Origin of the sequence: Kribbella sp. C-35, from assembly GCF_046549195.1 — a bacterium.
Taxonomy (GTDB): domain Bacteria; phylum Actinomycetota; class Actinomycetes; order Propionibacteriales; family Kribbellaceae; genus Kribbella.
Genome location: NZ_JAJPWG010000009.1, coordinates 94,067 through 115,473 on the forward strand (window position 1 = coordinate 94,067; position 21,407 = coordinate 115,473).

Sequence of the window (21,407 nt, forward strand, 5' to 3'; positions counted from 1 at the left end):
TGAGCTCAGCGGCGCGGGCGCTTGTTGAGCTCGTCGACGAAGTCGATGCGCAGCGAGGACTCGGAGCTGAGAGCGCCGACGACGGTGCGGATCGCGGTGGCAGTGCGGCCGTTGCGGCCGATCACCTTGCCGATGTCGTCGGGGTGGACGTGCACCTCGAGGGTGCGGCCACGCCGCAGCGTCCGGGCCCGGACGCTGACGTCGTCGGGGTTGTCCACGATGCCTCGGACCAGGTGCTCAAGCGCCTCGGTCTCCATCATCGTCAGGCCTCGGTGGTCTCGGCCGCAGCCTCGTCGGCCTTCGGCTCGTCGGCCTTGGCCTCAGCCTTCGCGTCGTCCGCCTTGGCCTCGTCGGCCTTGGGCGCGTCGGCCTTGGCGTCGTCCTTCGCGGTGTCGTCGGCCTTCGCGGCCTTCTTCGCCGTCTTCTTGGCGGTGACCGCCTCGGTCTTCAGCGAGCCGTGGGCCTCGGCCAGCGCCTCGTTGAAGATCTCCTGCTTGTCCCGCTTCGGCTCGGCCACCCGCAGCGGCGCCGGGGCGTCCAGGCCCTTGAACTTCTGCCAGTCGCCGGTGGCCTTGAAGAGCGCCTCGACGGCCTCGCTCGGCTGCGCGCCGACGCCCAGCCAGTACTGCGCCCGCTCCGACTCGACGCGGATGAACGAGGGCTCGGTCTTCGGGTTGTAGATCCCGATCTCCTCGATCGCGCGGCCGTCCCGCTTGGCGCGGGCGTCCATCACGACGATGCGGTAGTGCGGGGTGCGCTTCTTGCCGATGCGCTTCAAACGGATCTTGACTGCCACGTTTGTGGGGTCTCCCTTGGAAATTACTGTCTTGATGAACCGCACGACGCGTCGTGGGGACAACGCAGTGACAGCTCGATGGGCCGGCCGGGCAGTGGAGTTAGAGGGCTGCACGAACCTGGACGGACTCAGCAGGCCATTGTGCCAGAAACCAGGCTGCCCAACCAATTGGCCTCAGGAGCGCCTTCAGGGGCGCAGATAGGCCAGGTTCGGGAGCTGCTCGACGTAGGTGTCCAGCAGGCCGCGGGCGACCGTCACCGAGTCTACGAGCGGATGGTAGGCGAAGGCCTTCACAGCGGTGGCCCGGGAGGCAGTGGTGGCGGCCTCGATCGTCGCGCGCTCGACAGCCTTCACAGCACTGACCAGACCGGCCTGGTGATCGGTCAGTTGCGACACGGTCACCGGCAGTGCCCCGTTGGCGTCCACGGTGCAGGGGATCTCCACCACGGCGTCGTCGTCGAGGTGGTGCAGTACGCCGCGGTTGCGGACGTTCAGGATCAGCGAGGCCCGCTCGTTGTGGGCGATCGCCCGCATCAGCGACAGCGCGACCTGCTCGTACCCACCGGCCGCCATGTCGCGCTCGTCCCGCTCCCCCGCGTCCGCGACCTCGCGACTCTCCACCATGTACGTCGACTCGCGCTCGGCCCGGGTCTTCTGCCACAGCTCGAACGCCTGCTCGGGGTGCTGTCCGGTCTCGGCGTAGAACGCGGACTGCTGCTCCAGGAGGAACGTGCCACGGGTCTGCCGCACCCCCTGTACGGCGGCCAGCGTCTCGCGCGCGAAGTAGTAGTAGTGCAGGTACTCGTTCGGAATCGACCCCAGCGAGCGCAGCCACTCCACACCGAACAGCCGGCCCTCCTCGAAGGAGGCCAACGCATCAGCCGACTCCAACAGGTCCGGCAACCGGTCCACTCCACCGGACCGCAGCCCGCGCAGCCAGCCGAGGTGGTTCAGGCCGGCGTAGTCATAGAACGCAGTAGACGGGTCCACACCGAGCGCCAGCGCCGCCCGGCGCCCCAGCCCTGACGGGGAGTCGCAGATGCCGATCACCCGGTCGCCCAGGTACGGAATCATCGCCTCGGTCACCATGCCGGCCGGGTTGGTGAAGTTGATGGTCCACGCTTCCGGAGCGACCGCCGCGATCCGCTGAGCGATCTGTACGGCGACCGGCAGCGTCCGCAGACCGTAGGCGATCCCGCCGGCGCCGACCGTCTCCTGGCCCAGTACGCCGAGGTCCAGCGCGACCCGCTCGTCGACGGTCCGCCCCTCGAGCCCACCGACCCGGATGGCCGAGAAGATGAAGTCGGCGCCGCGCAGGGCCTCGTCGAGGTCCGTGGTCGCCGTCACGACGGGCGGGGCGGCTGCGCCTGCTGCCTGTTGGCGGAGGACCGCGGCGATGGCCGACAGGCGCGACGGGTCGGTGTCGTAGAGGACGACCGACGTGATGCGGCCGGGGCCGCGGTCGCCCAGGAGGGCGTGGTAGACGAGCGGAACCCGGAAGCCGCCCCCACCCAGGATCGTCAGCTTCACGCGAGAACCACCTCTACTCCTGCTTCGGTCAGTTGGGCTCGGGTTGCCTGGTCGGAGTGGGATTCAGTGATCACCATGGAGAGCTCCCCCGGCTCGCACACCCGGGCGACGCCGTGCCCGGGGAACTTGGTCCGGTCGGCTAGCAGGACCACGCGGTCGGCGGCGTTGATCATCGCCCGCTTGACCGGCACCTCGATCATCGTGCTGTCCATGACGCGGCCGTCCGGCCGGACCCCACTGGTCCCCAGGAACAGCCAGTCGACGTGGATCTGCCGCAGGCTCTCCTCGGTCAGGTAGCCGACCAGCGACCGGTAGCTGCGCCGCACGAACCCGCCGAGCACGATCAGCTCGATCTGCTCGTCGTTCTGCAGCTCCTCCAGTACGGCGAGGTTGCTGGTCACCACGGTCAACGACCGCCCGTGCAGGTGCTGTGCGACCCGGAGCGCCGTCGTACCGATGTCGAGCAGCACCGACTCGCCGTCGGCGACCAGCTCGGCAGCACGCCGCGCGATCCGGTCCTTCTCCTCGGCATGGACGGCGTTGACGTCGGCGAACGGCTCGTCACCGCCGTCGACCGCGAGCGCACCGCCGTACACGCGAGTCAGGCGACCCTCCTCGTGCAGCTGCTCGAGGTCGCGCCGGATGGTGGCCTCACTGACGCCGAGCTTCCCGGCCAGCACCTTGACGCCTCCGGCCCCGTCGGCCCGGAGCGCGCGGACGATCTGATCTTGACGCTGCTTCGGCAACACAGAGAGACCGTATCACGCAAACTCCGTCATTTTCAGTCAAATTTGTGATCAGGTATTGCGGATCTTGCGCAACCGAATTTAGATTCGTGAACGAGTTTGATCGAGCCTGCAGGAGTGTGGCGCAGCATGCATGAGCTGGACGTCGTCGTGTCCGGTCTGGTCTTCCAGGACCTGGTGCTCGGCCTGCCCACTGCGCCGCGCCCGGGCACCGAGGTGTGGGCCACCGAGTCGCACGAGAGCCCTGGCGGCATCGCGAACTTCGCGGTCGCGCTGGCCCGGCTCGGCCTGCGGACCGGCATGGCGGCGGCCTTCGGGGCGGACGCCGACGGTGACCGGGTCTGGACGGACCTGACCGCCGAGGGCATCGATCTGTCACTCTCCCGCAGACTCGCCGGCTGGCAGACGCCCCTCACCGTGGCCCTTGCCTACGACAACGACAGGGCACTGGTCACCCGGGGTACCCCTCCCCTGCTGTCGGCCGACGAGCTGATCACCACGCCGCCGGCTGCTCGAGCCGTCGCCGCCCACATCGGATCCTGGCCGAACGAGTGGCTGGCGAAGGCGAAGGCGGCCGGCAGCGTGGTGTTCGCAGACGTCGGCTGGGACCCGACCGAGCAGTGGGACCCGGCAGTGCTCGACCAGCTCCAGCACTGCGACGTGTTCCTGCCGAACGCCGACGAAGCCATGTACTACACGCGGACGGACTCACCAGAGCAGGCCATGCGCCAGTTGGCGGAGCAGGTGCCGCTGGTGGTCGTGTCCAACGGCGCTGCGGGCGCCACTGCACTCGACGCGAGTACCGGCGAGCAGATCGCCGTACCTGCGTATGCGGTTCCGGCGGCGGACACCACCGGGGCGGGTGATGTGTTCGCCGCCGGTTTCATCGCCGCCACACTCTGGGAGCTGCCGCTGGCACAGCGGGTGCGGTTCGCAGCACTCACCGCGGCGCTCTCCGTCACCCGGCTGGGCGGTGCGGACGCCGCACCGCGCTGGGCCGACCTCGTGGCCTGGCAGGCCGCGCATCCCGAAGACCACCACCTCCAGGCGCTGATCAGCGCACACTCAGGAAGGTAGAACCATGGAGCTCTCACGTCGGACATTGCTCGGGGGCTTCGCAGCCGTAGCGGGCGGGTCGCTGGTCGGCTGCTCGTCAGGAATGAACAGCACCGATGCACCGGCCAAGAAGAACGTCGCCACCGAGCTCACCATGTGGTGCTGGCCGGGCGGCCTCGGCAAGTCGGTACTGGACGACACCATCGCGCACTTCCCGGACCCGAAGATCAAGTACTCCGAGATCGGCGGCGACTTCAAGCAGAAGCTGATCACCACCTTCAACGGCGGTACGTCGATCCCGGACATCACCGGCCTGAAGGGTGAGGACATCGCGTCGCTGCTCCCCCAGGCCGAGCGGTTCGTGGACCTGAAGACCGTCGGCGCGGACTCGATCCTCGGCGACTACCTGGAGTGGAAGGTCAAGCAGGCCACCACGCTGGACGGCAAGGTCATCGGTCTGCCGATCGACGTCGGCCCGACCGCGCTGTTCTACCGCGAGGACGTCTTCGCCGCGGCCGGGCTGCCGAGCGACCCCGCGAAGGTGGCTGAGCAGCTGAAGACCTGGGACGACTTCTTCGCCGCCGGTGTCCAGCTGAAGGCGAAGAACCCGAAGGCGTTGCTCGTCTGGGACGCCACCGACCTCTACGACATGGTCATCGGCCAGGGCACCGAGCGGTACATCTCCAAGGACAACAAGTTCATCGGCGACCAGGACCACATCCGCAAGGCCTGGGACACCTCGGTCAAGGCGATGACGATGAAGATCGACGGCAAGACGCCGAGCGGTTCCCCGGACTGGAACGCCGGCCTCGACCAAGGCACGGTGCCCGCGCACATCGGGGCGGCCTGGGTCGCGCTGGACATCAAGTCCGCCGTGAAGAAGACCGCGGGCAAGTGGCGCCTCGCGCCGACCCCGAGCGGACCGGCGAACTTCGGCGGCTCGTTCCTCGCGATCACCAAGAACGCCGCCGATCCGCAGAAGGCGTTCGACGTGATCAAGTACATGCTCAGCGCCGACAACGAGGCCAAGGCGTTCGCCGACGCGCAGATCTTCCCGTCGGCGCCGGCGGCGTACGACAAGCCGCAGCTCAAGGCGGCCGACACGTTCTTCGGCGGCCAGGTCCCGATCGACATCTTCGGTCCGGCTGCGAAGGCGATCCCGGTCGCGTACCAGAGCCCGTTCGACGACTCGGTCGCCGCGCCGTTCCACGACGAGCTGAAGACCGTGCAGACCGGCGCCAAGACCTCGGACGCGGCCTGGTCCGCCGCCGTCTCGAAGGCGAAGGCGATCGCCAAGCGCCAGGGCGTGCAGTGACGGCTACAACGATGCGGACCGCGCCGCTGACCGGATCATCAACCGGTCAGCGGCGGCGGATCTGGTCGTACTGGCGGTTCTACCTGGCGCTGTCGCCGTTCTACGTCCTGTTCGCGGTGTTCGGGCTGTACCCGATGCTGTCCACGATCGTGCTGGCGTTCCAGCGCTGGGACGGCCTGAGCGCCCGCAGGTTCACCGGGCTGGACAACTTCGCGTTCCTGATCAAGGACCCGACGTTCTGGACGGCGCTCGAGAACACCGTCGTACTGTTCGTGCTGTCGACGGTCCCGACGCTGGTGCTCGCACTGGTGCTCGCGGTGATGCTGCAGTCCGCGGTCCGGTTCACCAACGTCTACCGGATCGCGTACTTCATCCCGAACGTCACGTCGCTGGTCGCGATGGCGATCTTCTTCAGCTCGATCTTCAGCACGAACTTCGGTCTCGTGAACGCCGCGCTGCGGTCGCTCGGCATCCCGCAGCAGGACTGGCTCGGGCAGCCATGGGGGATCAAGATCGCGATCTCCACGATGATCGTGTGGCAGTGGGTCGGATACAACACGCTGATCTACCTGGCCGGCCTGCAGGCGATCCCGAAGGACCAGTACGAGGCCGCCAAGGTGGACGGGGCGGGAGCGGTACGGACGTTCTTCTCGATCACGTTGCCGCAACTGCGTCCCGTCGTACTGTTCACCGTCATCATGTCGACGATCGGCGGACTCCAGACGTTCACCGAGCCGCAGGTGATGGTCGGCAACAGCGGCGGCACCGGGCAGAGCGGGATGACCGTGGTGCTGTTCTTCTACCGGGCCGCGTTCCTGGACAACGACTACGGGTACGCCGCCGCGATCGCGCTGAGCATCTTCCTGCTCGTGCTGTTGTTCACGGCAATCAACTGGCGGATCTTCCGTGGACGGGGTGAGGACCGATGACGCGGTACCGGCTGCGCGGCCTGGCGCTGCACGGGGCGCTGATCCTGGCGCTGCTGGTGTTCATGTTCCCGTTCGTGTGGACGATCGTGATGGCGTCCAACACGACCGCGGACATCTACCGGTTCCCGCCGAAGTTCACCTTCGGCGGCCACTTCGGCGACAACGTCCGGCAGGTGCTGGAGAACGTCGCGTTCTTCCAGTCGATGGCGAACACCGCGGTGGTGGCGATCTCGACCACGCTGCTGGTGCTGTTCTTCGACTCGCTGGCCGCGTTCACGTTCGCCAAGTTCCGGTTCCCGGGGCGGAACGCGTTGTTCGTGATCCTGCTCGCGACGATGCTGCTGCCGGCGCAACTGGCCGCCGTACCGCAGTTCCAGACGATGGCGATCCTCGGCTGGGTCGGCTCACTGAAGGCGCTGATCATCCCCGCCGCGGCGAACGCGTTCGGCATCTTCTGGATGCGGCAGTACTTCCAGAACTCGATCCACGACGAGCTGATCGAGGCCGCGACGCTGGACGGCTGCGGCTTCTTCGGAACGTACTGGCACGTCGCGCTGCCGTCGGCGCGGCCGGCGCTGGCGTTCCTCGGCATCTTCACGTTCGTCGCGTCCTGGAACGACTACATGTGGCCGCTGATCGTGCTGACCAACCCGGACCACGTGACGCTGCAGGTCGCCCTGTCGACACTGAACCGGTCGCACGGTGTCGACTACAGCATGGTGATGACCGGCGCGTTGATGGCGATGGTGCCGCTGGTGATCATCTTCGGGATCTTCGCCCGCCAGTTCATCAAGGGCGCGACCGAAGGCGCAGTCCGGGGCTGATCCTCCGATGTAAGCTGCGGAACCCAGAGCAGCAGCGGTACGTCGGAGGGGCAACATGGTAGGCAAGCGGGGGCGGGTGATCGGCCGGATCGCACCCGGGATCGTCGGCGAAGTGATGCTGCCGGTCCGGGGTGCCACCGAGGCCTTCTACGCTTACCCGGCGACCGACGAGGTGTTCGAGGTGGGGACGCAGGTGATCGTGGTCGACTTCGACCCACCTCGCACCGTGTACGTCGCTCGCGCTATCTAACTTAGTTCCCTTGGAGGGGAAATGCTCTGGACGTACCTGATCACCGGCGCGATCGCGCTGGTGGTCCTGCTCATCCTGTTCCGGATGGTCTGGCGGGTGGCGGAGCCGAACGAGGCGCTGATCATCTCCGGCCTCGGCGCGCACTCGAGCACCGAGCAGGTCAACGAGACCCTCGGTTTCAAGATCGTCGTCGGCCGCGGCACCGCGGTTCTCCCAGGTTTTCAGACCGTACGGCGGTTGCCGCTCGACATCCGCGCGACGCCGCTGACCGTGACATGCGTGTCCAGCCAGGGCATCCCGCTGCACATCAAGGGCGTCACGGCGTACAAGGTCGGCGACGACTACGGCTCGATCGCGAACGCCGCCCGGCGGTTCCTGGAGCAGAGCGACGAGCAGGTGATGGGCACGATCCACGAGCTGTTCGCGGGTCACCTGCGGGCGATCGTCGGCTCCACCACGGTCGAGGAGATGCTGCACGACCGGGAGACGCTGACCACCAACATCCGCGGCTCGCTGGCCGGGGACATGGAAAAGCTCGGCCTGGTCGTGGACTCGCTCCAGATCCAGGAGATCGACGACGAGTCCGGCTACATCAAGAACCTCGGCCGTCCGCAGGCCGCCGCCGTCGAGGCCGCGGCCCGGATCGCGCAGGCCGAGCGGGACCGGGAGGCGACCGAGCGCGAGCAGGCCGCCGCCGCCAAGAAGGCCGCGGCCGTCCGGGAGAGCTCGATCGCCCAGGCCGGCTACCAGGCCGAGGTCGACCAGGCGAACTCGAAGGCGTCGCAGTCCGGTCCGCTGGCCGAGGCGCTGGCCCGCCAGCAGGTCGTCGTCGCCGAGACGGAGACCGCGAAGCTGAACGCGTCGCTGGCCGAGAAGCAGCTGGAGTCGACGGTCCTGAAGCCGGCCGACGCCGAGGCGTACCGGCAGCGCACGCTGGCCCAGGCCGCCCGTGACGCGCAGATCGCGGCCGCCGAGGCGAACGCCCGGGAGGTCCAGCTGCGCGGTGAGGCGCAGGCGAAGGCCACCGAGCTGAACGGTAAGGCCGAGGCGTCCGCCGTACAGGCCAAGGCGATGGCCGAAGCGGCCGGTATCAAGGCGCGCGCCGAGGCGCTGGCCACCAACACCGAGGCGGTCGTCGCGCAGCAGCTGGCCGAGGCCTACCCGGAGATCGTCACCGCCGCGGCGAGCTCGTTCGAGAAGGTCGGCAACATGGTCGTGCTGAACGGTGCCCAGGGCATCGAGGACACCCTGGTGAAGACCATCACGATGGGCGGTTCCGGCTTCGCGCTGGCCAAGCAGCTGATCGATTCGCTGGCCACGAAGAAGGACGAGGCCCCGAAACTGGAGCCGGTTCCGGACGAAACCGCCTGACAATTAACTACAGGCGCAAACCGTTGAAGGTTGCTGGTTGACGGCTGACACTGAGCCTCATGCCGCCCAGAAGGATTCTCGCAGTACTCGCCGCGCTCCTGCTCGGCGCCGCCACCCTGGTGGCGGTGCCGACGCAGGCGCAGGCCGCGCCGAACGGTACGCCGGTACTCGCGTCCGCCGGTGGTACGGCGTACCGCTTCTCGCAACCGAGCGGTGCCGGCAACTACATCGCCATCGAGCACGGCGGCGGCTGGAAGACCTACTACTTCCACCTGTCCGCCTACTCCGTCGCCAACGGCCAGCAGGTCTCGCAGGGCCAGCAGATCGGTGTCACCGGTAGTACCGGCAACTCCACCGGTCCGCACATGCACTACGAGCAACTGCTGAACGGCGTCGGTCAGAACATCGTGATCAACGGGTCCGGACTGGCCTACCCGGGCTCGTACGGCTCCTACTTCCTCACCAGCGACAACGGCTGCTCCGGCCCGGGCAAGAACTACATGACCTGGGGCTCCGGCGTGAACGTCCGCTCCGACGCGCACCTGAGCTCGCCGGTCGTGACCACGCTGGCCGGGCCGACCTCGGTGTGGGTGCTCTGCCAGAAGCAGGGTGACACCGTGAACGCCGAGGGCTACACCAACAACTGGTGGTCGAAGCTGCGTGACCAGAACGGCTTCATCAGCAACATCTACATCGACGATCCGAACGCCCAGCTGCCCGGCGTACCGATCTGCTGAGAGTGTGGGATCCCCTTGCGCACAAGGGGATCCCACAATCCGTTAAGCGGTGTGCAGGGTCAGTCCGTACGCCTGCAGGATCTCGTTGACCGGCTGGAACCACGTCTCGCCGCCGCTGCTGCAGTTGCCCCAGCCCCCGGACGTGACGCCCTGCGCCTGGTCACCGGTGATGAACGACCCGCCGGAGTCGCCGCCCTCGGCACAGACGCTGGTCTTGGTCGCTCCGTAGAACAGCTGACCGTTGCCGTAGTTCACCGTCTCGTTCTTGGCCAGGATCGACCCGCAGTGCCAGTGCGTCGTCGAGCCGCTCCGGCACACCGACGAGCCGATCGGCGCCTCCCACGACCCGCGGACCAGTTGGTCGCTCACCTGTCCCCAGCCGAGTACGACCGGTACGGTCCACCAGCCATAGCCCGTGGCCACCCAGGCGTAGTCGTTGCCCGGGAACGACCAGCCCTGGAACGAGCCCTGGTCCGTGCCGTCCCAGCCGCGGACGATGCCGCTACGACCGCAGTGGCCGGCGGTGACGTACCCGCCGTACACCGAGAAGCCGATCGAGCAGCGGATGTTGCTGACGTAGTACGGGTCGCCGCCGACGGTGCCGGCCGCGAAGGTGCGTGGCGCCTGCGCCGCGACCTCCTTGACCGTGACCGCGCCGGCCTTGGCCACCTTGGCGACGAACGCGTCGACGGCCTGGGAACGCTTGCCTGCTTGGACGTTGATCACCACGCTGCCGGTCCGCGGGTCGGCAGCCCAGCCGCTGACCGCAGCCGGCACTGCTTTGCCAGCCAGCTTGTCGACCACTGCCTTCTGCTGATCCAGTGCCTTTGCCGGCACCGGTACGGCGGCCACTTGCGCACCTGTCGCGCGTACGGCGGCCGCACGCGCCGAACCGACTACGCCGACGACCAGCTTCTGAGTTGCCGTGTCGTACCAGGCTCCGCCGAACGCGGCACCGGCCGCTTTCTGGGCCGCGGGCAACAGCTTGGCCGCCGAGGTCTCGGCTGCCAGGCGCCGCTGCATCTGCTGCTCGGTCAACCCGAAGTCACGTTGCATGGCAGCGGACTGGCCGGGCACGGCCAGCGGCTCTGGTGCTGCCAACGCCTGCGCGGGCACAGTCAGGACAGCCGCCGTGAGTACGGCGGCCAGTAGGACCTTCATCGGAACTCTCCTCACCTAGGGGCGGTTCGGTGCGTGAGAGCGCTCTCTGGACGAGAGTGGCCTACGTTGTCAGGCGCGTCAAGGGCTCGCTACGGCTTCACAGTCCGAGGTAGGCCAGAACGGCCAGGACGCGACGGTGACCGGAGTCGGTCGGCGGTAGGTCGAGCTTCAGGAACACGTTGCCGACATGCTTGTGCACCGCGCCGTCGGAGATGACCAGCTTCTCCCCGATCGCCGTGTTGCCGAGGCCCTCGGCCATCAGAGCGAGTACTTCGCGTTCGCGCGGCGTGAGCCGGTCCAGCGGGCTGCTCCGCTTCACCATGAGCTGGCTGACCACCTCCGGGTCCAGCACAGTCCCTCCGCCCGCAACCCGGCGTACTGCTTCCAGGAACTCGTCGACGCGGGACACCCGGTCCTTCAGGAGGTACCCGACGCCTTCGCTGCCGGCCGCCAGTAGTTCGGCGGCGTAGACCTCCTCGACGTACTGCGAGAACACCAGCACCGGCAGCCCCGGCCGGACGCGGCGGGCCTCGATCGCGGCGCGCAGGCCCTCGTCGGTGAAGGTCGGTGGCAGCCGTACGTCGACGACCGCGATGTCGACCTGGTGTCCGTCGATCGCCTTGGCGAACTCGTCCGCGTCGGTGGCGACGGCGGCGACCTGGAAGCCGGAATTGTCGAGCAACAGGCTCAGGCCCTCCGCGAGGATCGGGTTGTCCTCGAGGATGATCACCCGCACGGAAGGATCACCTCGACGGTGGTCGGCCCGCCGATCGGACTACTCAGCTCCATGTGACCGTCGATCGCCTGCACGCGGTGGAGCATGCCATGCAGGCCGCTCCCCCGGCCCAGCAGGTCGGACTGCTCGCTGACACGCGCTCCACCGATCCCGTCGTCCGTGACCGCCAGGTAGAGCTCAGAACCGCGCCGCTCGAACTGTATGTCGACATGTCCCGCAGCACTGTGTTTGGTGATGTTGGTGAGGGACTCCGCGACCACGAAGTACGCAGCGGCCTCTACTGCTGCGGGGACTTCGCCTAACTCGCCGATGCGGAGCTCTACCGGCAGCGGGCAGCGGGCGGCCAGTGCGGAGACCGCTCCGACCAGACCGCGGTCCGCAAGGATCGGTGGGTACATGGTCCGCAGTACGCCGCGCAGCTCGGTCATGGCCTGCTCTGCGCCGTCACGGGCGTCGTCCAGCAGTTTGGCGGCCTTCTCCGGGTCGTCGGCCATCGTCTGCTTGGCAATGCCGATCCGCATCGCCAACGACACCAGCTGCGCCTGGGTGCCGTCGTGCAGGTCTCGCTCGATACGGCGCAGCTCAGCCCCGTGTGAGTCGACAGCACCTGCCCTGCTCTTGGTGAGCTCTTCGACGCGCTGCTCCAGTTTGGCGGTCTCCAGCTGCTCCTGGCTCGGTTCAAGCATCGTCAGCACGGCCCTGGCGTGGCCCTTCGCCAGGGCCGGTGTCACCCAGCCGAGGAGGCCCAGGCTGACCAGCACCTGCAGCGGACCAAGCGTCAACGCCTGGCCCCAGCTGGTGACGTCCAGACCCATCAGGCTCGCACTGCCCGACTCGACCTTCCACAGCAGCATGCTGAGGACAGCTGACGGCGCACCGACCACCGACACGATCGCGACGACCAGCTCGGGGATCATCACCACAGGCATCAGCAAACAGCGCAGGCTACGCCGGAACGACCTGTCCTTGAACAGCGTGACGACATCGCCTGTTCTCCGCGACAGCGCCGACGGCAACGGCTCCGCCTTCGACCGGCCGAGGTACCCGGCCGCCGCGTAGCGTTCGCTGTTCGCCAGCTCCACCAGAGCTGCCGTCAGCCCCGGGACGGCCCAGCCGAACAGCACTCCGATCGGCAACGAGACCAGCAGCGCGAACGACTTCAGGTGCCTGATCACCAAGTAACCAGCGGCCGGACCACCCCGGGACCAAATCTTCGAGAGCATGCTCCTATCGTGCGGCATCAGTTCAGCCGCAGTCGGTACAGCAGGCTCTACCTTTCGCCTTCTAGCAGTCGGGTACGCCGGGCAGCTTCTGGTTCGGGTCGTCGATGTAGATGTTGGTCATGTAGCCGTGCTGGTCACGCAGCTTGGCCCACCAGTTGTTGGTGTAGCCGCCGGCGGTCACCGTGTCGCCCTGGACCTGGCACTCGACAAAGACCTGCGTCGGGCCGGGCAGCGTGGTCACGACCGACGCGGACAGCTTCGGCGCCGAGCGCACGTTCACGCCGTTGCCCCAGGTGGTGAAGTTGTACTCCGGCGGGTTCGGGTCGCCGCCGTTCACCAGCTGCATGTAGTAGTCCCAGTTCCAGTTCGGTCCCGGGTCGGTGTGGTCGTTGTTCGGCATCTCGCTGTGGCCCTTGATGTGGGCCCGGTCCTTCGGGATACCCCGCCGGTCGGCGATGTTCCGGGTCAGTGCCGCGGACGAGCGGTACATCGCATCGGTGAACCAGGACGGCTGGTCGACGAAACCTTCGTGCTCGATGCCGATCGTGTACGGGTTCTCGGTCCGGACGTGCCAGGCGGTGTCCTTCTCGGCCACCATCTGGGTGACCTGGCCGTCGCTGGAGCGCACCACGTAGTGCGCGCTGACCTGTGCGGACGGGTTCTTGAACCAGCTGATGGTGCCGGCGTACGAGCCCTGGGTCACGTGGATCACGATCGTGGTGATCGCGGCGGTGCGGCCGACGCGGTAGTTGCTGGTGCTGGCCGCGTTCCAGATCGCGCCGGGGTAGTCGACGGCTGCGGTCCCGAGTGGTGCGGCCTTCGCGTAGGCACCACGGTCAGGCGCGACCTTCTGCGGGTCGGTCGAGACCCCTGCGGTACGGACGCCGCGGGCGATCACGCGGTAGACCTCGTCGGTGTACAGCCGCGCGGTCGGGGCGTCGGCGGAGTGCGAGTACTTCGCAATCACGCCGTACCACTTGCCGAGATCTTCTCTGTTGGTCAGCTTGGCTTGATCGGCGTAGGAGTCGAGCACGGCGGCGGCGCCGAGGATGTTCGACGTGTCGTCCTTGGAGAGCTTGGCGACCGACAGTCCGGTCAGTGTGCTTGCCTCGGACATCGTCTTGTTCATGTTGTTGCTAGCCAGGTGCATCACGCCGTAGCCGTTCGCCTGGCTCGGCGTGCCGTTGTGGCCGTCGAGATGCGTCTCGGCGAAGCCGACACCAACCAGGACCTCGCGCGGTACGTCGTACTTCGCGGAAGCGGTCTGGAATGCGGTGGCGAGATTCGACGGGGGCGGCTGGGCGGCGTTGCTCGGAAGGGCGGTCAGCGCGAGTGCGCCGACGGCCAGAGCTGCGGCCAGTTTGGGTACTCGGGACATAGGGGCGGTTCCTTCCCGTGCCTGGTCCGCCGAGGGGCGTCGGCGGTCCCGACAGCCACGCTAAGGGAAGATCTTCCGCTGAATCCAGTGTTTGAGTGACTTTCTTCCCGTCACCGGGAGAAGACCACGTGTCCACGTAGTGCGATCAGCCGCGGGTGCGTCAGTACGGCGGGGTTCGCGCGCGGGTCCTCGTCGTACACGACCAGGTCGGCCGGATCGCCGGGGCGCAGCTCGCTGGGCGCGCCGAGCCACGCGCGGGCCGCCCACGATCCGGCGGCGAGAGCCTGCTCCCCCGACATGCCGATCTCGGTGAGCGCCTGGACCTCCTGCGCGACCAGGCCGTGTCCGAGAACACCGCCCGCGTCGGTTCCGGCGTACACGGGCACGCCGGCCTCGAAGGCGTCCCGCAGCCGGTGCAGGCGGCGCTCGTAGAGGTCGCGCATGTGGGCCGAGTAGACCGGGAACTTGGCCGCGGCCTGGTCGGCGTACTGCGGGAAGTTCTCGAGCTGGATCATGGTAGGTACGACGGCCACCTGACGCTCGGCCATCTCGCCGAGCAGGCCGGGCTCGATGCCGGTGCCGTGCTCGAGGCAGTCGATGCCCGCGGCCAGCAGGTCCGGGAGGGCATGCTCGCCGAAGACATGCGCGGTCACGCGGGCGCCGAGCTCGTGGGCGCGGGCGATCGCGGCGTTCAGCGCCTCGGCCGGCCAGCACGGGGTCAGGTCGCCGGCGTCGCGGTCGATCCAGTCGCCGACGAGCTTCACCCACCCGTCACCACGGCGGGCCTCCTGCTCGACGTACGCGACCAGTTCGTCGGGTTCGATCTCCCAGCCGTAGTTCCGGATGTACCGCTTCGAGCGGGCGATGTGCCGGCCGGCGCGGATGATCTTCGGCAGGTCCGCGCGGTCGTCGATCCAGCGGGTGTCGACCGGCGAGCCGGCGTCGCGGACGAGCAGCGCACCGGCCTCGCGGTCCGCGATCGCCTGCTGCTCCTGGATCTCCTCGCCGACACCGCCGTGCTGATCGAGGCCGATGTGGCAGTGCGCGTCGACCAGACCCGGCACCATCCAGCCGCCGGTGTGCACGGTCGTCACATCAGCAGCGGCGGGCCGGTCGACGACCAGCCCACCGCTGAGGTGAAGCTCCTGCTGCTCACCGGCCGGCAGAACAGTGCCGACCAGCCTCAGTACGTCGCTCATGCAGCGACGGTATCCGGTTATCCGTGCGAGCCGCCGCCCGGTGTGCAGGTCGGAGTGGTGGTCTCGTTGCCGGCGCACGGCGATCCGGACGGGGTGTCCGTCGGGGTCGAAGTCGGCGTCGGGGTCGGAGTCGGCGTGGGGGTAGGAGTCGGGGTCGGCGTCGGCGTCTTGGTCGGCGTCTTCGTCGGCGTCTTGGTGGGGGTCTTGGTCGGCGTCGACGTCGGCGTCCGGGTCGGCGTCCTGGTCGGCGTGTCCACCGGCTTCGGCAGCGTCGGAGTCGCCCACGGCGTGGTCGGCGGCGCCTCGGTCGGCACCGTTGTCGGCACGGCGGTCGGGGTCGGCGTCGGCGTCTTGGTGTCGTCCGGCACATCCGGGACGTCCCGCGGGTCGACCCGGCGGTCGGCGTTGCCGTCCGTCTTGGCGCTCGCGATGTTGCCCTTCGCGTTCGGCACGAGGACCGCGTTCTTGCTGTAGACGCGCATCCACTTCAGCACGGTCGCGACGAAGTCCTTGGAGTGCTGGTAGCGGAGCAGGGCGGCGACCAGGTCGCGCGGGCTGCGCAGGTCGTCGCCCTCGGAGCAGAGCACGACGGCGACCGTGGTGACCGCGTCGTACACGTTGTTCGGGTTGCGGAAGCCGTCACCGTTGCCGTCGGCACCGTACTCGTCCCAGACCTGCGGGATGATCTGCATCGGGCCGACCGCGCGGTCCCAGGTCGAATCCGCGTCGTACTTGCCCTTGTCGGAGTCGGTGATCCGGCCGTTGCCGTGCCGGCCGTTCAGCACCGGGCCGAGAATGCGGCCGCGGGTGGTGCCGGCCACGTCGACGCGGCCGGCGCTCGCGTGGTCGGACTCGACCTTGCCGACCCCGGCCAGCAGCGGCCAGGTCAGGCCGCAGTTCGGCCGGACGACCGCGAGGTTCGCGGTGGCGCGGCGGTAAGCGGGGAACACCCCGCGCGGGATGCCGTTCACGGCACCCGGACGCCCGGGACGGACGACCGACCGGCCGTCGGTGGCCCCCTGCACGGGGACGTCGTCGCGGGCAGGTTTGTCGGATCCGAGCCGGCCGTCCACTCCGGGACGCTGCGGCACGATCATCGTCAGTTCGTCGAACTCACCGCTGTTCAGCCCGGCCCCAGGCGATGGGGCGACCGGGCTGCCTGCCGTGAGCGGTCCGGAGGCACCGGCTCCGCCCGAGGCGACGGTCACGATGGCCCCGACCAGGAGCGGAGCCGTACACAATGAAGCGATGATGATTTTGACCCGACGGTTACCACTACGGGTTAGGCGCATAGCCCACTCAACGAACCAAGCGCCAGAAAGTTACATCAAGACGACGCAAAGTTACGCCGCCCAGAATCCCCTCGGAAAACCGGCACCGAGGTAACGACCGCCGCTACCTCACCCTACCGACCGTAGGCACCCGGAAACCAATCGGCCCAAGGTTCAGTTGGTCGTCTGCGGGGCGGCGCTCGGGCTGGCGGTCTCGCTCGGGTTCGACTCCGGGGCGGTCGTGCTGCAGGGCTCTGGCGTCGGGGTCACCGTGGGGCTGCTCGTCGGCGTCGTGGTCGGCGGCGTCGTGCAGGTCGGGTCGCTCGTCGGCTCACCCGTCGGAGACGTGGTCGGCGTCGTGGTCGGCGTCGTCGGCGTGGTGGTCGGCGTAGTCGTCGGGGTGTTCTGGGTGTTGGTCGGCGTGGTGGTCGGCGGGTCGAGCGGCGGCCTGGTCAGCGTGACCGACGGCTTGGGCGTGGTCGGCTTCGTGGAGCCGGTCGCGCTCGGGCTGGGCGTGGTCGGGACGCTCGTCGGCACCGACGTCGGGACCGTGGTGGGCGCGGTGGTCGGGGCCGTTGTGGGGGCCGTCGTCGGTGCGGTGGTTGACGGCGAGGGCGTCGTACGGGTCGAGTCCCGCTCGTCGTCGTTGCCGTCGTTGTTGTTGCCGTCGTCGTCCGGGGTGTCGATGATGCCCGGCTTGTCCGGGATCGTCACGGTGTCCTTGCTGTACGTCTGCATCCACCGCAGGACTGTCGACACGTAGTCCATCGAGTGGTTGTAGCGCAGCACCGCCTGGACGAGGCCTGCCGGGTCGGACAGGTTCGCGCCGCCGGAGCAGAGGTAGTCGCCCGCCGCCCGCGACGCGTCGAACACGTTGTGCGGGTCCTTGAGCCCGTCACCGTTGCCGTCGGCACCGAACGCGTTCCAGGTGCCCGGGATGAACTGCATCGGCCCGACAGCGCGGTCCCAGCTGGTGTTCCCGTCGTACAGACCCTGGTCGGTGTCGGCGATCGCCGCCGTCCCGGGGCCGCCGTCGAGGACCGGGCCGAGGATCTTGCCGCGGGTGTTGCCGTTCGCGTCCACCTTGCCGCCGCTGGCGTGCCCGGACTCGACCTTCCCGATCCCGGCCAGCAGCGGCCACGTGATGTGACAGCCCGGCATCGACATCGCGAGGTCCCGCGCGGCCTTCTGGTACGCCGCCAGCACGGTGCCCGGGATCCCCGAGGCGTCCCCGAACACGCCGGGGATCGGCTGCACGGTGCCGTCCGTCGTACCCGTGACCGGGACCTGGACCGTGGACTTCTCCTGCGTCGGGAGACTGCCGTCGACACCCGGCTGGTTCGGCACGGCGTCGGCCAGGTCGTCGAACACCGCGTCCTGCCGCGGGGCGGCCAGCGCGTGCGCGTCGACGACGAACGTGTTCGAGGTGACTCCGCCGACCACGAACACCGCAACCATGGCGGTGGGCGGAGCCAGGCAGACCCAGGTGGCGGTCAGCTTTCCCCGCCACGTGTCCAGGTTCTTGAACTGCTGCCTCATCCGAACCGTCCTCGACGCATTCCGCAGGTGATGTGTCTCTCGGGCGTAGGGACGATCTTAGCCGTCACCGGGTCGTCGACAACCGCTGACGGTGCGCCGTCCGCCGCCGTCACCCGGTACCGCCTCGCCGTGTTCAGGCGTCGGCCGCCCAGAGTTCACTCCTACCCACCAAACCGCTGATGTGCCCTTTCGGGAAGGGCTCAGTTGCCGCCGAGCATCTTCTTCAGGTCGTCCGGCAGCTCGAAGTCGCCGCCGTCCTGCCCGCCGCCGAACGCCGCCGGCAGCTGCCCCGGCTGCGGGGCCTGCGGCTGCTGGCTGCCCTGGTTCGCCCGCTTGGCGGGGTTGCCGGAGCCGCGTTTCTTGCCCTTCTTCTGCTGCTGCTTGGCCTTCCGGGCACCGCCGGCGCCCATCCCCGGCATGCCCGGCATCCCGGGCATTCCCGGCATCCCCTTGCCGGACGCCATCGCGGACATCATCTTGCGGGCCTCGAAGAACCGCTCGACCAGGCCGCTGACGGTCGACACCTCGGTCCCGGAACCCTTCGCGATCCGGGCCCGGCGAGAGCCGTTGATGATGTTCGGGTCGTTCCGCTCGGCCGGGGTCATCGAGTGGATGACCGCCTCGATCCGGTCGATCTCGCGCTCGTCGAAGTTCTCCAGCTGGTCCTTGAACTGGTTCGCGCCCGGCAGCATGCCGAAGATCTTGGTCAGCGGGCCCATCTTCCGGACCGACTGCATCTGGGCGAGGAAGTCGTCCAGCGTGAAGTCCTTGCCGCCCTTCTTGGACAGCTTGGCCGCGGTCTTCGCGGCCTCCTCGGCGTCGAAGCTGCGCTCGGCCTGCTCGATCAGGCTCATCACGTCACCCATGCCGAGGATGCGGGACGCCATCCGGTCGGGGTGGAAGACGTCGAAGTCCTCGAGCTTCTCGCCGTTGCTGGCGAACATCACCTGGCGGCCGGTGACCTGCGCGATCGACAGCGCGGCACCACCACGGGCGTCACCGTCGAGCTTCGACAGCACGACGCCGTCGAAGCCGACGCCGTCCAGGAAGGCCTGCGCGGTGGTGACCGCGTCCTGACCGATCATGGCGTCGACGACGAACAGGATCTCGTCCGGGCTGACCGCGTCGCGGATGTCCGCGGCCTGCTTCATCAGCACTTCGTCGACACCCAACCGGCCGGCGGTGTCGACGATGACCACGCTGTACTGCTTGGTCCGCGCCTCGTCCATCGCCTGGCGAGCCACGTCGACCGGGTCGCCGACACCGTTGCCGGGCTCCGGCGCGAACACCGGTACGCCGGCGCGCTCGCCGACCACCTGCAGCTGGGTCACCGCGTTCGGCCGCTGGAGGTCGGCGGCGACCAGCATTGGGGTCTGGTGCTTGGTCTCCTTCAGCCACTTGGCGAGCTTTCCGGCCAGGGTGGTCTTACCGGCGCCCTGCAGACCGGCGAGCATGATCACCGTCGGCGGCCGCTTCGCCATCCGCAGCTCGCGGGTCTCGCCGCCGAGGATGTTGACCAGTTCCTCGTTGACGATCTTGATGACCTGCTGCGCCGGGTTCAGCCCGCCCCGCACCTCCGCCCCGGAGGCGCGTTCCTTGACCGCCGCGATGAACTCCCGCACGACGGGCAGCGCGACATCGGCCTCCAGCAACGCGACCCGGATCTCCCGGGCGGTCGCGTCGATGTCGGCGTCGGTCAGCTTGCCCTTGCCCCGCAGATTCTTGAACGCGGTGGAGAGCCGATCGGAAAGCGTGTCGAACACGAGAAACAGTCCGTTTCCTCGAAGCGATGAACTCCCCGAGTCTACCGGCCCCCCAACCTGTGGATAACTCCGGCAACAAACCCCCGAACCTCGCTACCGTGCTCCCATCCCCACCGTCCCCCAAGGAGCCGCGAGATGCCCCTCGACATCCCCGCTTTCAACACGGCCGCCAACCGCGCCCGCGACCGGGTGCGCGACGAGGTACGCCCGACGGACGTCGCGGCGGAGCAGGAGAAGTTGCGGGCGCTCGTCCCGGCCGACGCCTCCGAGGAGGACCGCAACTGGACCGCTCGCGTGATCGCACGCCTCGGCGAACCTCCGGCGCCGCCCCGCGAGTGGAGCGAGCTGTTCCACGAGGCAGACCGCATTCACGCGATCGCGTACCCACCCACCGGGACCACCGATGAGCAGATCACGATGCTGGCTGACGCACGCCGGCAGATCTGGGAGATCGCGGAGCGCGCGCCTCGGGACGAGCAGGACGACATCCGCGCCATGACCCAAGACCTCGAGTCCCTCGAGAACTTCCTCCGCGACCCGCCGTTCCCGCTGACCGACGAGCCGTTCCCGTCGACCGATGGCTGAGTCCGCCCAGCGAGTCCCCGAGGACTCCGCGACGTACCGGGAGTTCGCCCGGTTGTACGACGTCGCACGGCGTCAACGCCCGACGGGGATCGACCGCTGGAACGGCGAGCTGTACGCGACGAGCGGGCTCGGCGGCTTCGACCAACGGACCGGTGCGATCGGAGTCCACGAGCCGATCCTCCGTGAGGGCTTGTCCCAGACGCCGGACCATCGGCGGCAGGCCCACGCGCTGATGACGGTCCTGCACCGCGCGACGCAGGCGGGGATGGATCTGGACGCACCTCACGAACCGAACGCGGTTCGCACCAATCATTCCCTTGGCATCACCGAAGGAGTTGCGGCGGTCCGCGCCGCCGACGACTTCATCAACTTCAGCGAACTGGCGGGCTACGAGGGACTGGCGTTCGACGGGCAGCAGCACACCGGTGCCCACGCGGCGACGACCAACTTGATCGCGCAGGCCGCCGGTCCACGGCTCGACAGGTCCGACCTGATCGATCGTCTGAGCCAAGGGCCGGCTGCTTTGCATTTTGATCGGTTGGCTGAGGGGGTGGTGCGGAATCGGTTGGCGGAGGTGGCGCCTGCGGAGGGGGCGGGGCGGCGGGCGGTTCGGGGGGAGTTGATCGGGGCGATGTTGCATCCGCGGTGGGAGGACCTCGCGCGGCGGTCGCCGGAGGCTGGGCGGCAGGTGGCGGAGGAGATCGGGCGGGCGATCAACTCGAAGGTCGACGAGATTCGGCTGAGGTTTCAGCACACGGCGCAGGAACCTGTGGCGGACGGCGTACGGCAGCAGGCTGTGGAGCCGACGCCCGTGCGGGACGGCAAGGAGACGGAGGTGCCGGCGGCGCGGTTCTTGAATGATCTTGCACCGGCCATCGGAGCGCTCAGGCAGCGGCCCTCGCTGGGGGACGGTTCGCGGGCGGCGGTTGCGCGTGGGACTGCGGCGGCGCGCTCGCGCGGTCCTGGTGAATCCCCGCGCAGCGAGCGCTGAGCTGGTT

The 21,407-nt window shown here is 68.5% G+C and carries 21 protein-coding genes; 9 read left to right on the forward strand and 12 right to left on the reverse strand.

Features of this window, described 5'->3' with window-relative positions:
- Positions 1-5: 5 nt before the first annotated feature.
- From ACLJOO_RS41400 to ACLJOO_RS41415, 4 genes are all read right to left on the reverse strand, one after another.
- A complete protein-coding gene (locus tag ACLJOO_RS41400) occupies positions 6-257 on the reverse strand; it encodes an RNA-binding protein (protein ID WP_410793907.1) in 252 nt (83 codons plus the stop codon).
- Between the two features lie 5 nt (positions 258-262).
- Positions 263-796: a 30S ribosomal protein S16 gene (gene rpsP, locus ACLJOO_RS41405; protein ID WP_410793698.1), complete on the reverse strand. Its 534-nt coding sequence runs from the start codon at positions 794-796 to the stop codon at positions 263-265.
- A 186-nt stretch (positions 797-982) separates the two neighbouring features.
- Positions 983-2,326: a 6-phospho-beta-glucosidase gene (locus ACLJOO_RS41410; protein WP_410793700.1), complete on the reverse strand. Its 1,344-nt coding sequence runs from the start codon at positions 2,324-2,326 to the stop codon at positions 983-985.
- A complete protein-coding gene (locus ACLJOO_RS41415; protein ID WP_410793702.1) occupies positions 2,323-3,075 on the reverse strand; it encodes a DeoR/GlpR family DNA-binding transcription regulator in 753 nt (250 codons plus the stop codon). Before ACLJOO_RS41415 ends, ACLJOO_RS41410 begins: the two co-directional genes overlap by 4 nt.
- 126 nt (positions 3,076-3,201) lie before the next feature.
- Between ACLJOO_RS41415 and ACLJOO_RS41420 the strand changes: the two genes are divergently transcribed.
- From ACLJOO_RS41420 to ACLJOO_RS41450, 7 genes are read left to right on the forward strand one after another with little or no spacing between them, the layout of a single operon-like run.
- Entirely contained in the window at positions 3,202-4,149 is a 948-nt protein-coding gene (locus ACLJOO_RS41420; protein ID WP_410793703.1) for a carbohydrate kinase family protein, read from the forward strand.
- Between the two features lie 4 nt (positions 4,150-4,153).
- Positions 4,154-5,443 carry an ABC transporter substrate-binding protein gene (locus tag ACLJOO_RS41425; protein ID WP_410793705.1) on the forward strand — a complete coding sequence of 430 codons (1,290 nt, stop codon included), beginning with the start codon at positions 4,154-4,156 and terminating at the stop codon, positions 5,441-5,443.
- Positions 5,444-5,454: 11 nt separating this feature from the next.
- Positions 5,455-6,372, forward strand: a complete 918-nt coding sequence (locus ACLJOO_RS41430; RefSeq protein WP_410793909.1) for a carbohydrate ABC transporter permease — start codon at positions 5,455-5,457, stop codon at positions 6,370-6,372.
- Complete coding sequence (locus ACLJOO_RS41435; RefSeq protein ID WP_410793707.1) at positions 6,369-7,196, forward strand: carbohydrate ABC transporter permease; 828 nt, start codon at positions 6,369-6,371, stop codon at positions 7,194-7,196. Before ACLJOO_RS41430 ends, ACLJOO_RS41435 begins: the two co-directional genes overlap by 4 nt.
- Positions 7,197-7,251: 55 nt before the next feature.
- On the forward strand, positions 7,252-7,446 hold the full coding sequence (locus ACLJOO_RS41440; RefSeq protein ID WP_410793708.1) for a hypothetical protein: 195 nt from the start codon (positions 7,252-7,254) through the stop codon (positions 7,444-7,446).
- A 21-nt stretch (positions 7,447-7,467) separates the two neighbouring features.
- On the forward strand, positions 7,468-8,817 hold the full coding sequence (locus ACLJOO_RS41445; protein WP_410793710.1) for a flotillin family protein: 1,350 nt from the start codon (positions 7,468-7,470) through the stop codon (positions 8,815-8,817).
- A 59-nt stretch (positions 8,818-8,876) separates the two neighbouring features.
- On the forward strand, positions 8,877-9,554 hold the full coding sequence (locus tag ACLJOO_RS41450; RefSeq protein WP_410793712.1) for a peptidoglycan DD-metalloendopeptidase family protein: 678 nt from the start codon (positions 8,877-8,879) through the stop codon (positions 9,552-9,554).
- A 42-nt stretch (positions 9,555-9,596) separates the two neighbouring features.
- Here the strand turns inward: ACLJOO_RS41450 and ACLJOO_RS41455 are convergent, their stop codons facing one another.
- The 8 genes from ACLJOO_RS41455 to ffh all read right to left on the reverse strand — a co-directional run bounded on the left by ACLJOO_RS41455 (position 9,597) and on the right by ffh (position 19,824).
- On the reverse strand, positions 9,597-10,715 hold the full coding sequence (locus ACLJOO_RS41455; RefSeq protein WP_410793714.1) for a S1 family peptidase: 1,119 nt from the start codon (positions 10,713-10,715) through the stop codon (positions 9,597-9,599).
- Between the two features lie 97 nt (positions 10,716-10,812).
- On the reverse strand, positions 10,813-11,451 hold the full coding sequence (locus ACLJOO_RS41460) for a response regulator (protein WP_410793716.1): 639 nt from the start codon (positions 11,449-11,451) through the stop codon (positions 10,813-10,815).
- The gene (locus ACLJOO_RS41465) at positions 11,442-12,674 is read right to left on the reverse strand and encodes a histidine kinase (RefSeq protein WP_410793718.1); all 1,233 of its coding nucleotides are present in this window, start codon (positions 12,672-12,674) and stop codon (positions 11,442-11,444) included. Before ACLJOO_RS41465 ends, ACLJOO_RS41460 begins: the two co-directional genes overlap by 10 nt.
- Before the next feature lie 61 nt (positions 12,675-12,735).
- Positions 12,736-14,052 (reverse strand): N-acetylmuramoyl-L-alanine amidase, encoded by a 1,317-nt coding sequence (locus tag ACLJOO_RS41470; protein WP_410793719.1) that lies wholly within the window; start codon positions 14,050-14,052, stop codon positions 12,736-12,738.
- A 110-nt stretch (positions 14,053-14,162) separates the two neighbouring features.
- On the reverse strand, positions 14,163-15,251 hold the full coding sequence (locus ACLJOO_RS41475; protein WP_410793721.1) for an amidohydrolase family protein: 1,089 nt from the start codon (positions 15,249-15,251) through the stop codon (positions 14,163-14,165).
- A 17-nt stretch (positions 15,252-15,268) separates the two neighbouring features.
- Positions 15,269-16,459 (reverse strand): lytic transglycosylase domain-containing protein, encoded by a 1,191-nt coding sequence (locus ACLJOO_RS41480; protein WP_410793722.1) that lies wholly within the window; start codon positions 16,457-16,459, stop codon positions 15,269-15,271.
- 237 nt (positions 16,460-16,696) lie between these two features.
- Entirely contained in the window at positions 16,697-18,061 is a 1,365-nt protein-coding gene (locus ACLJOO_RS41485) for a lytic transglycosylase domain-containing protein (RefSeq protein WP_410793723.1), read from the reverse strand.
- Positions 18,062-18,261: 200 nt separating this feature from the next.
- On the reverse strand, positions 18,262-19,824 hold the full coding sequence (gene ffh, locus ACLJOO_RS41490) for a signal recognition particle protein (RefSeq protein ID WP_410793725.1): 1,563 nt from the start codon (positions 19,822-19,824) through the stop codon (positions 18,262-18,264).
- Between the two features lie 135 nt (positions 19,825-19,959).
- Here ffh and ACLJOO_RS41495 point away from each other — a divergent pair, with 135 nt between their 5' ends.
- A complete protein-coding gene (locus ACLJOO_RS41495) occupies positions 19,960-20,409 on the forward strand; it encodes a hypothetical protein (protein WP_410793727.1) in 450 nt (149 codons plus the stop codon).
- The gene (locus tag ACLJOO_RS41500) at positions 20,402-21,400 is read left to right on the forward strand and encodes a hypothetical protein (protein ID WP_410793729.1); all 999 of its coding nucleotides are present in this window, start codon (positions 20,402-20,404) and stop codon (positions 21,398-21,400) included. Before ACLJOO_RS41495 ends, ACLJOO_RS41500 begins: the two co-directional genes overlap by 8 nt.
- Positions 21,401-21,407 lie beyond the last annotated feature (7 nt).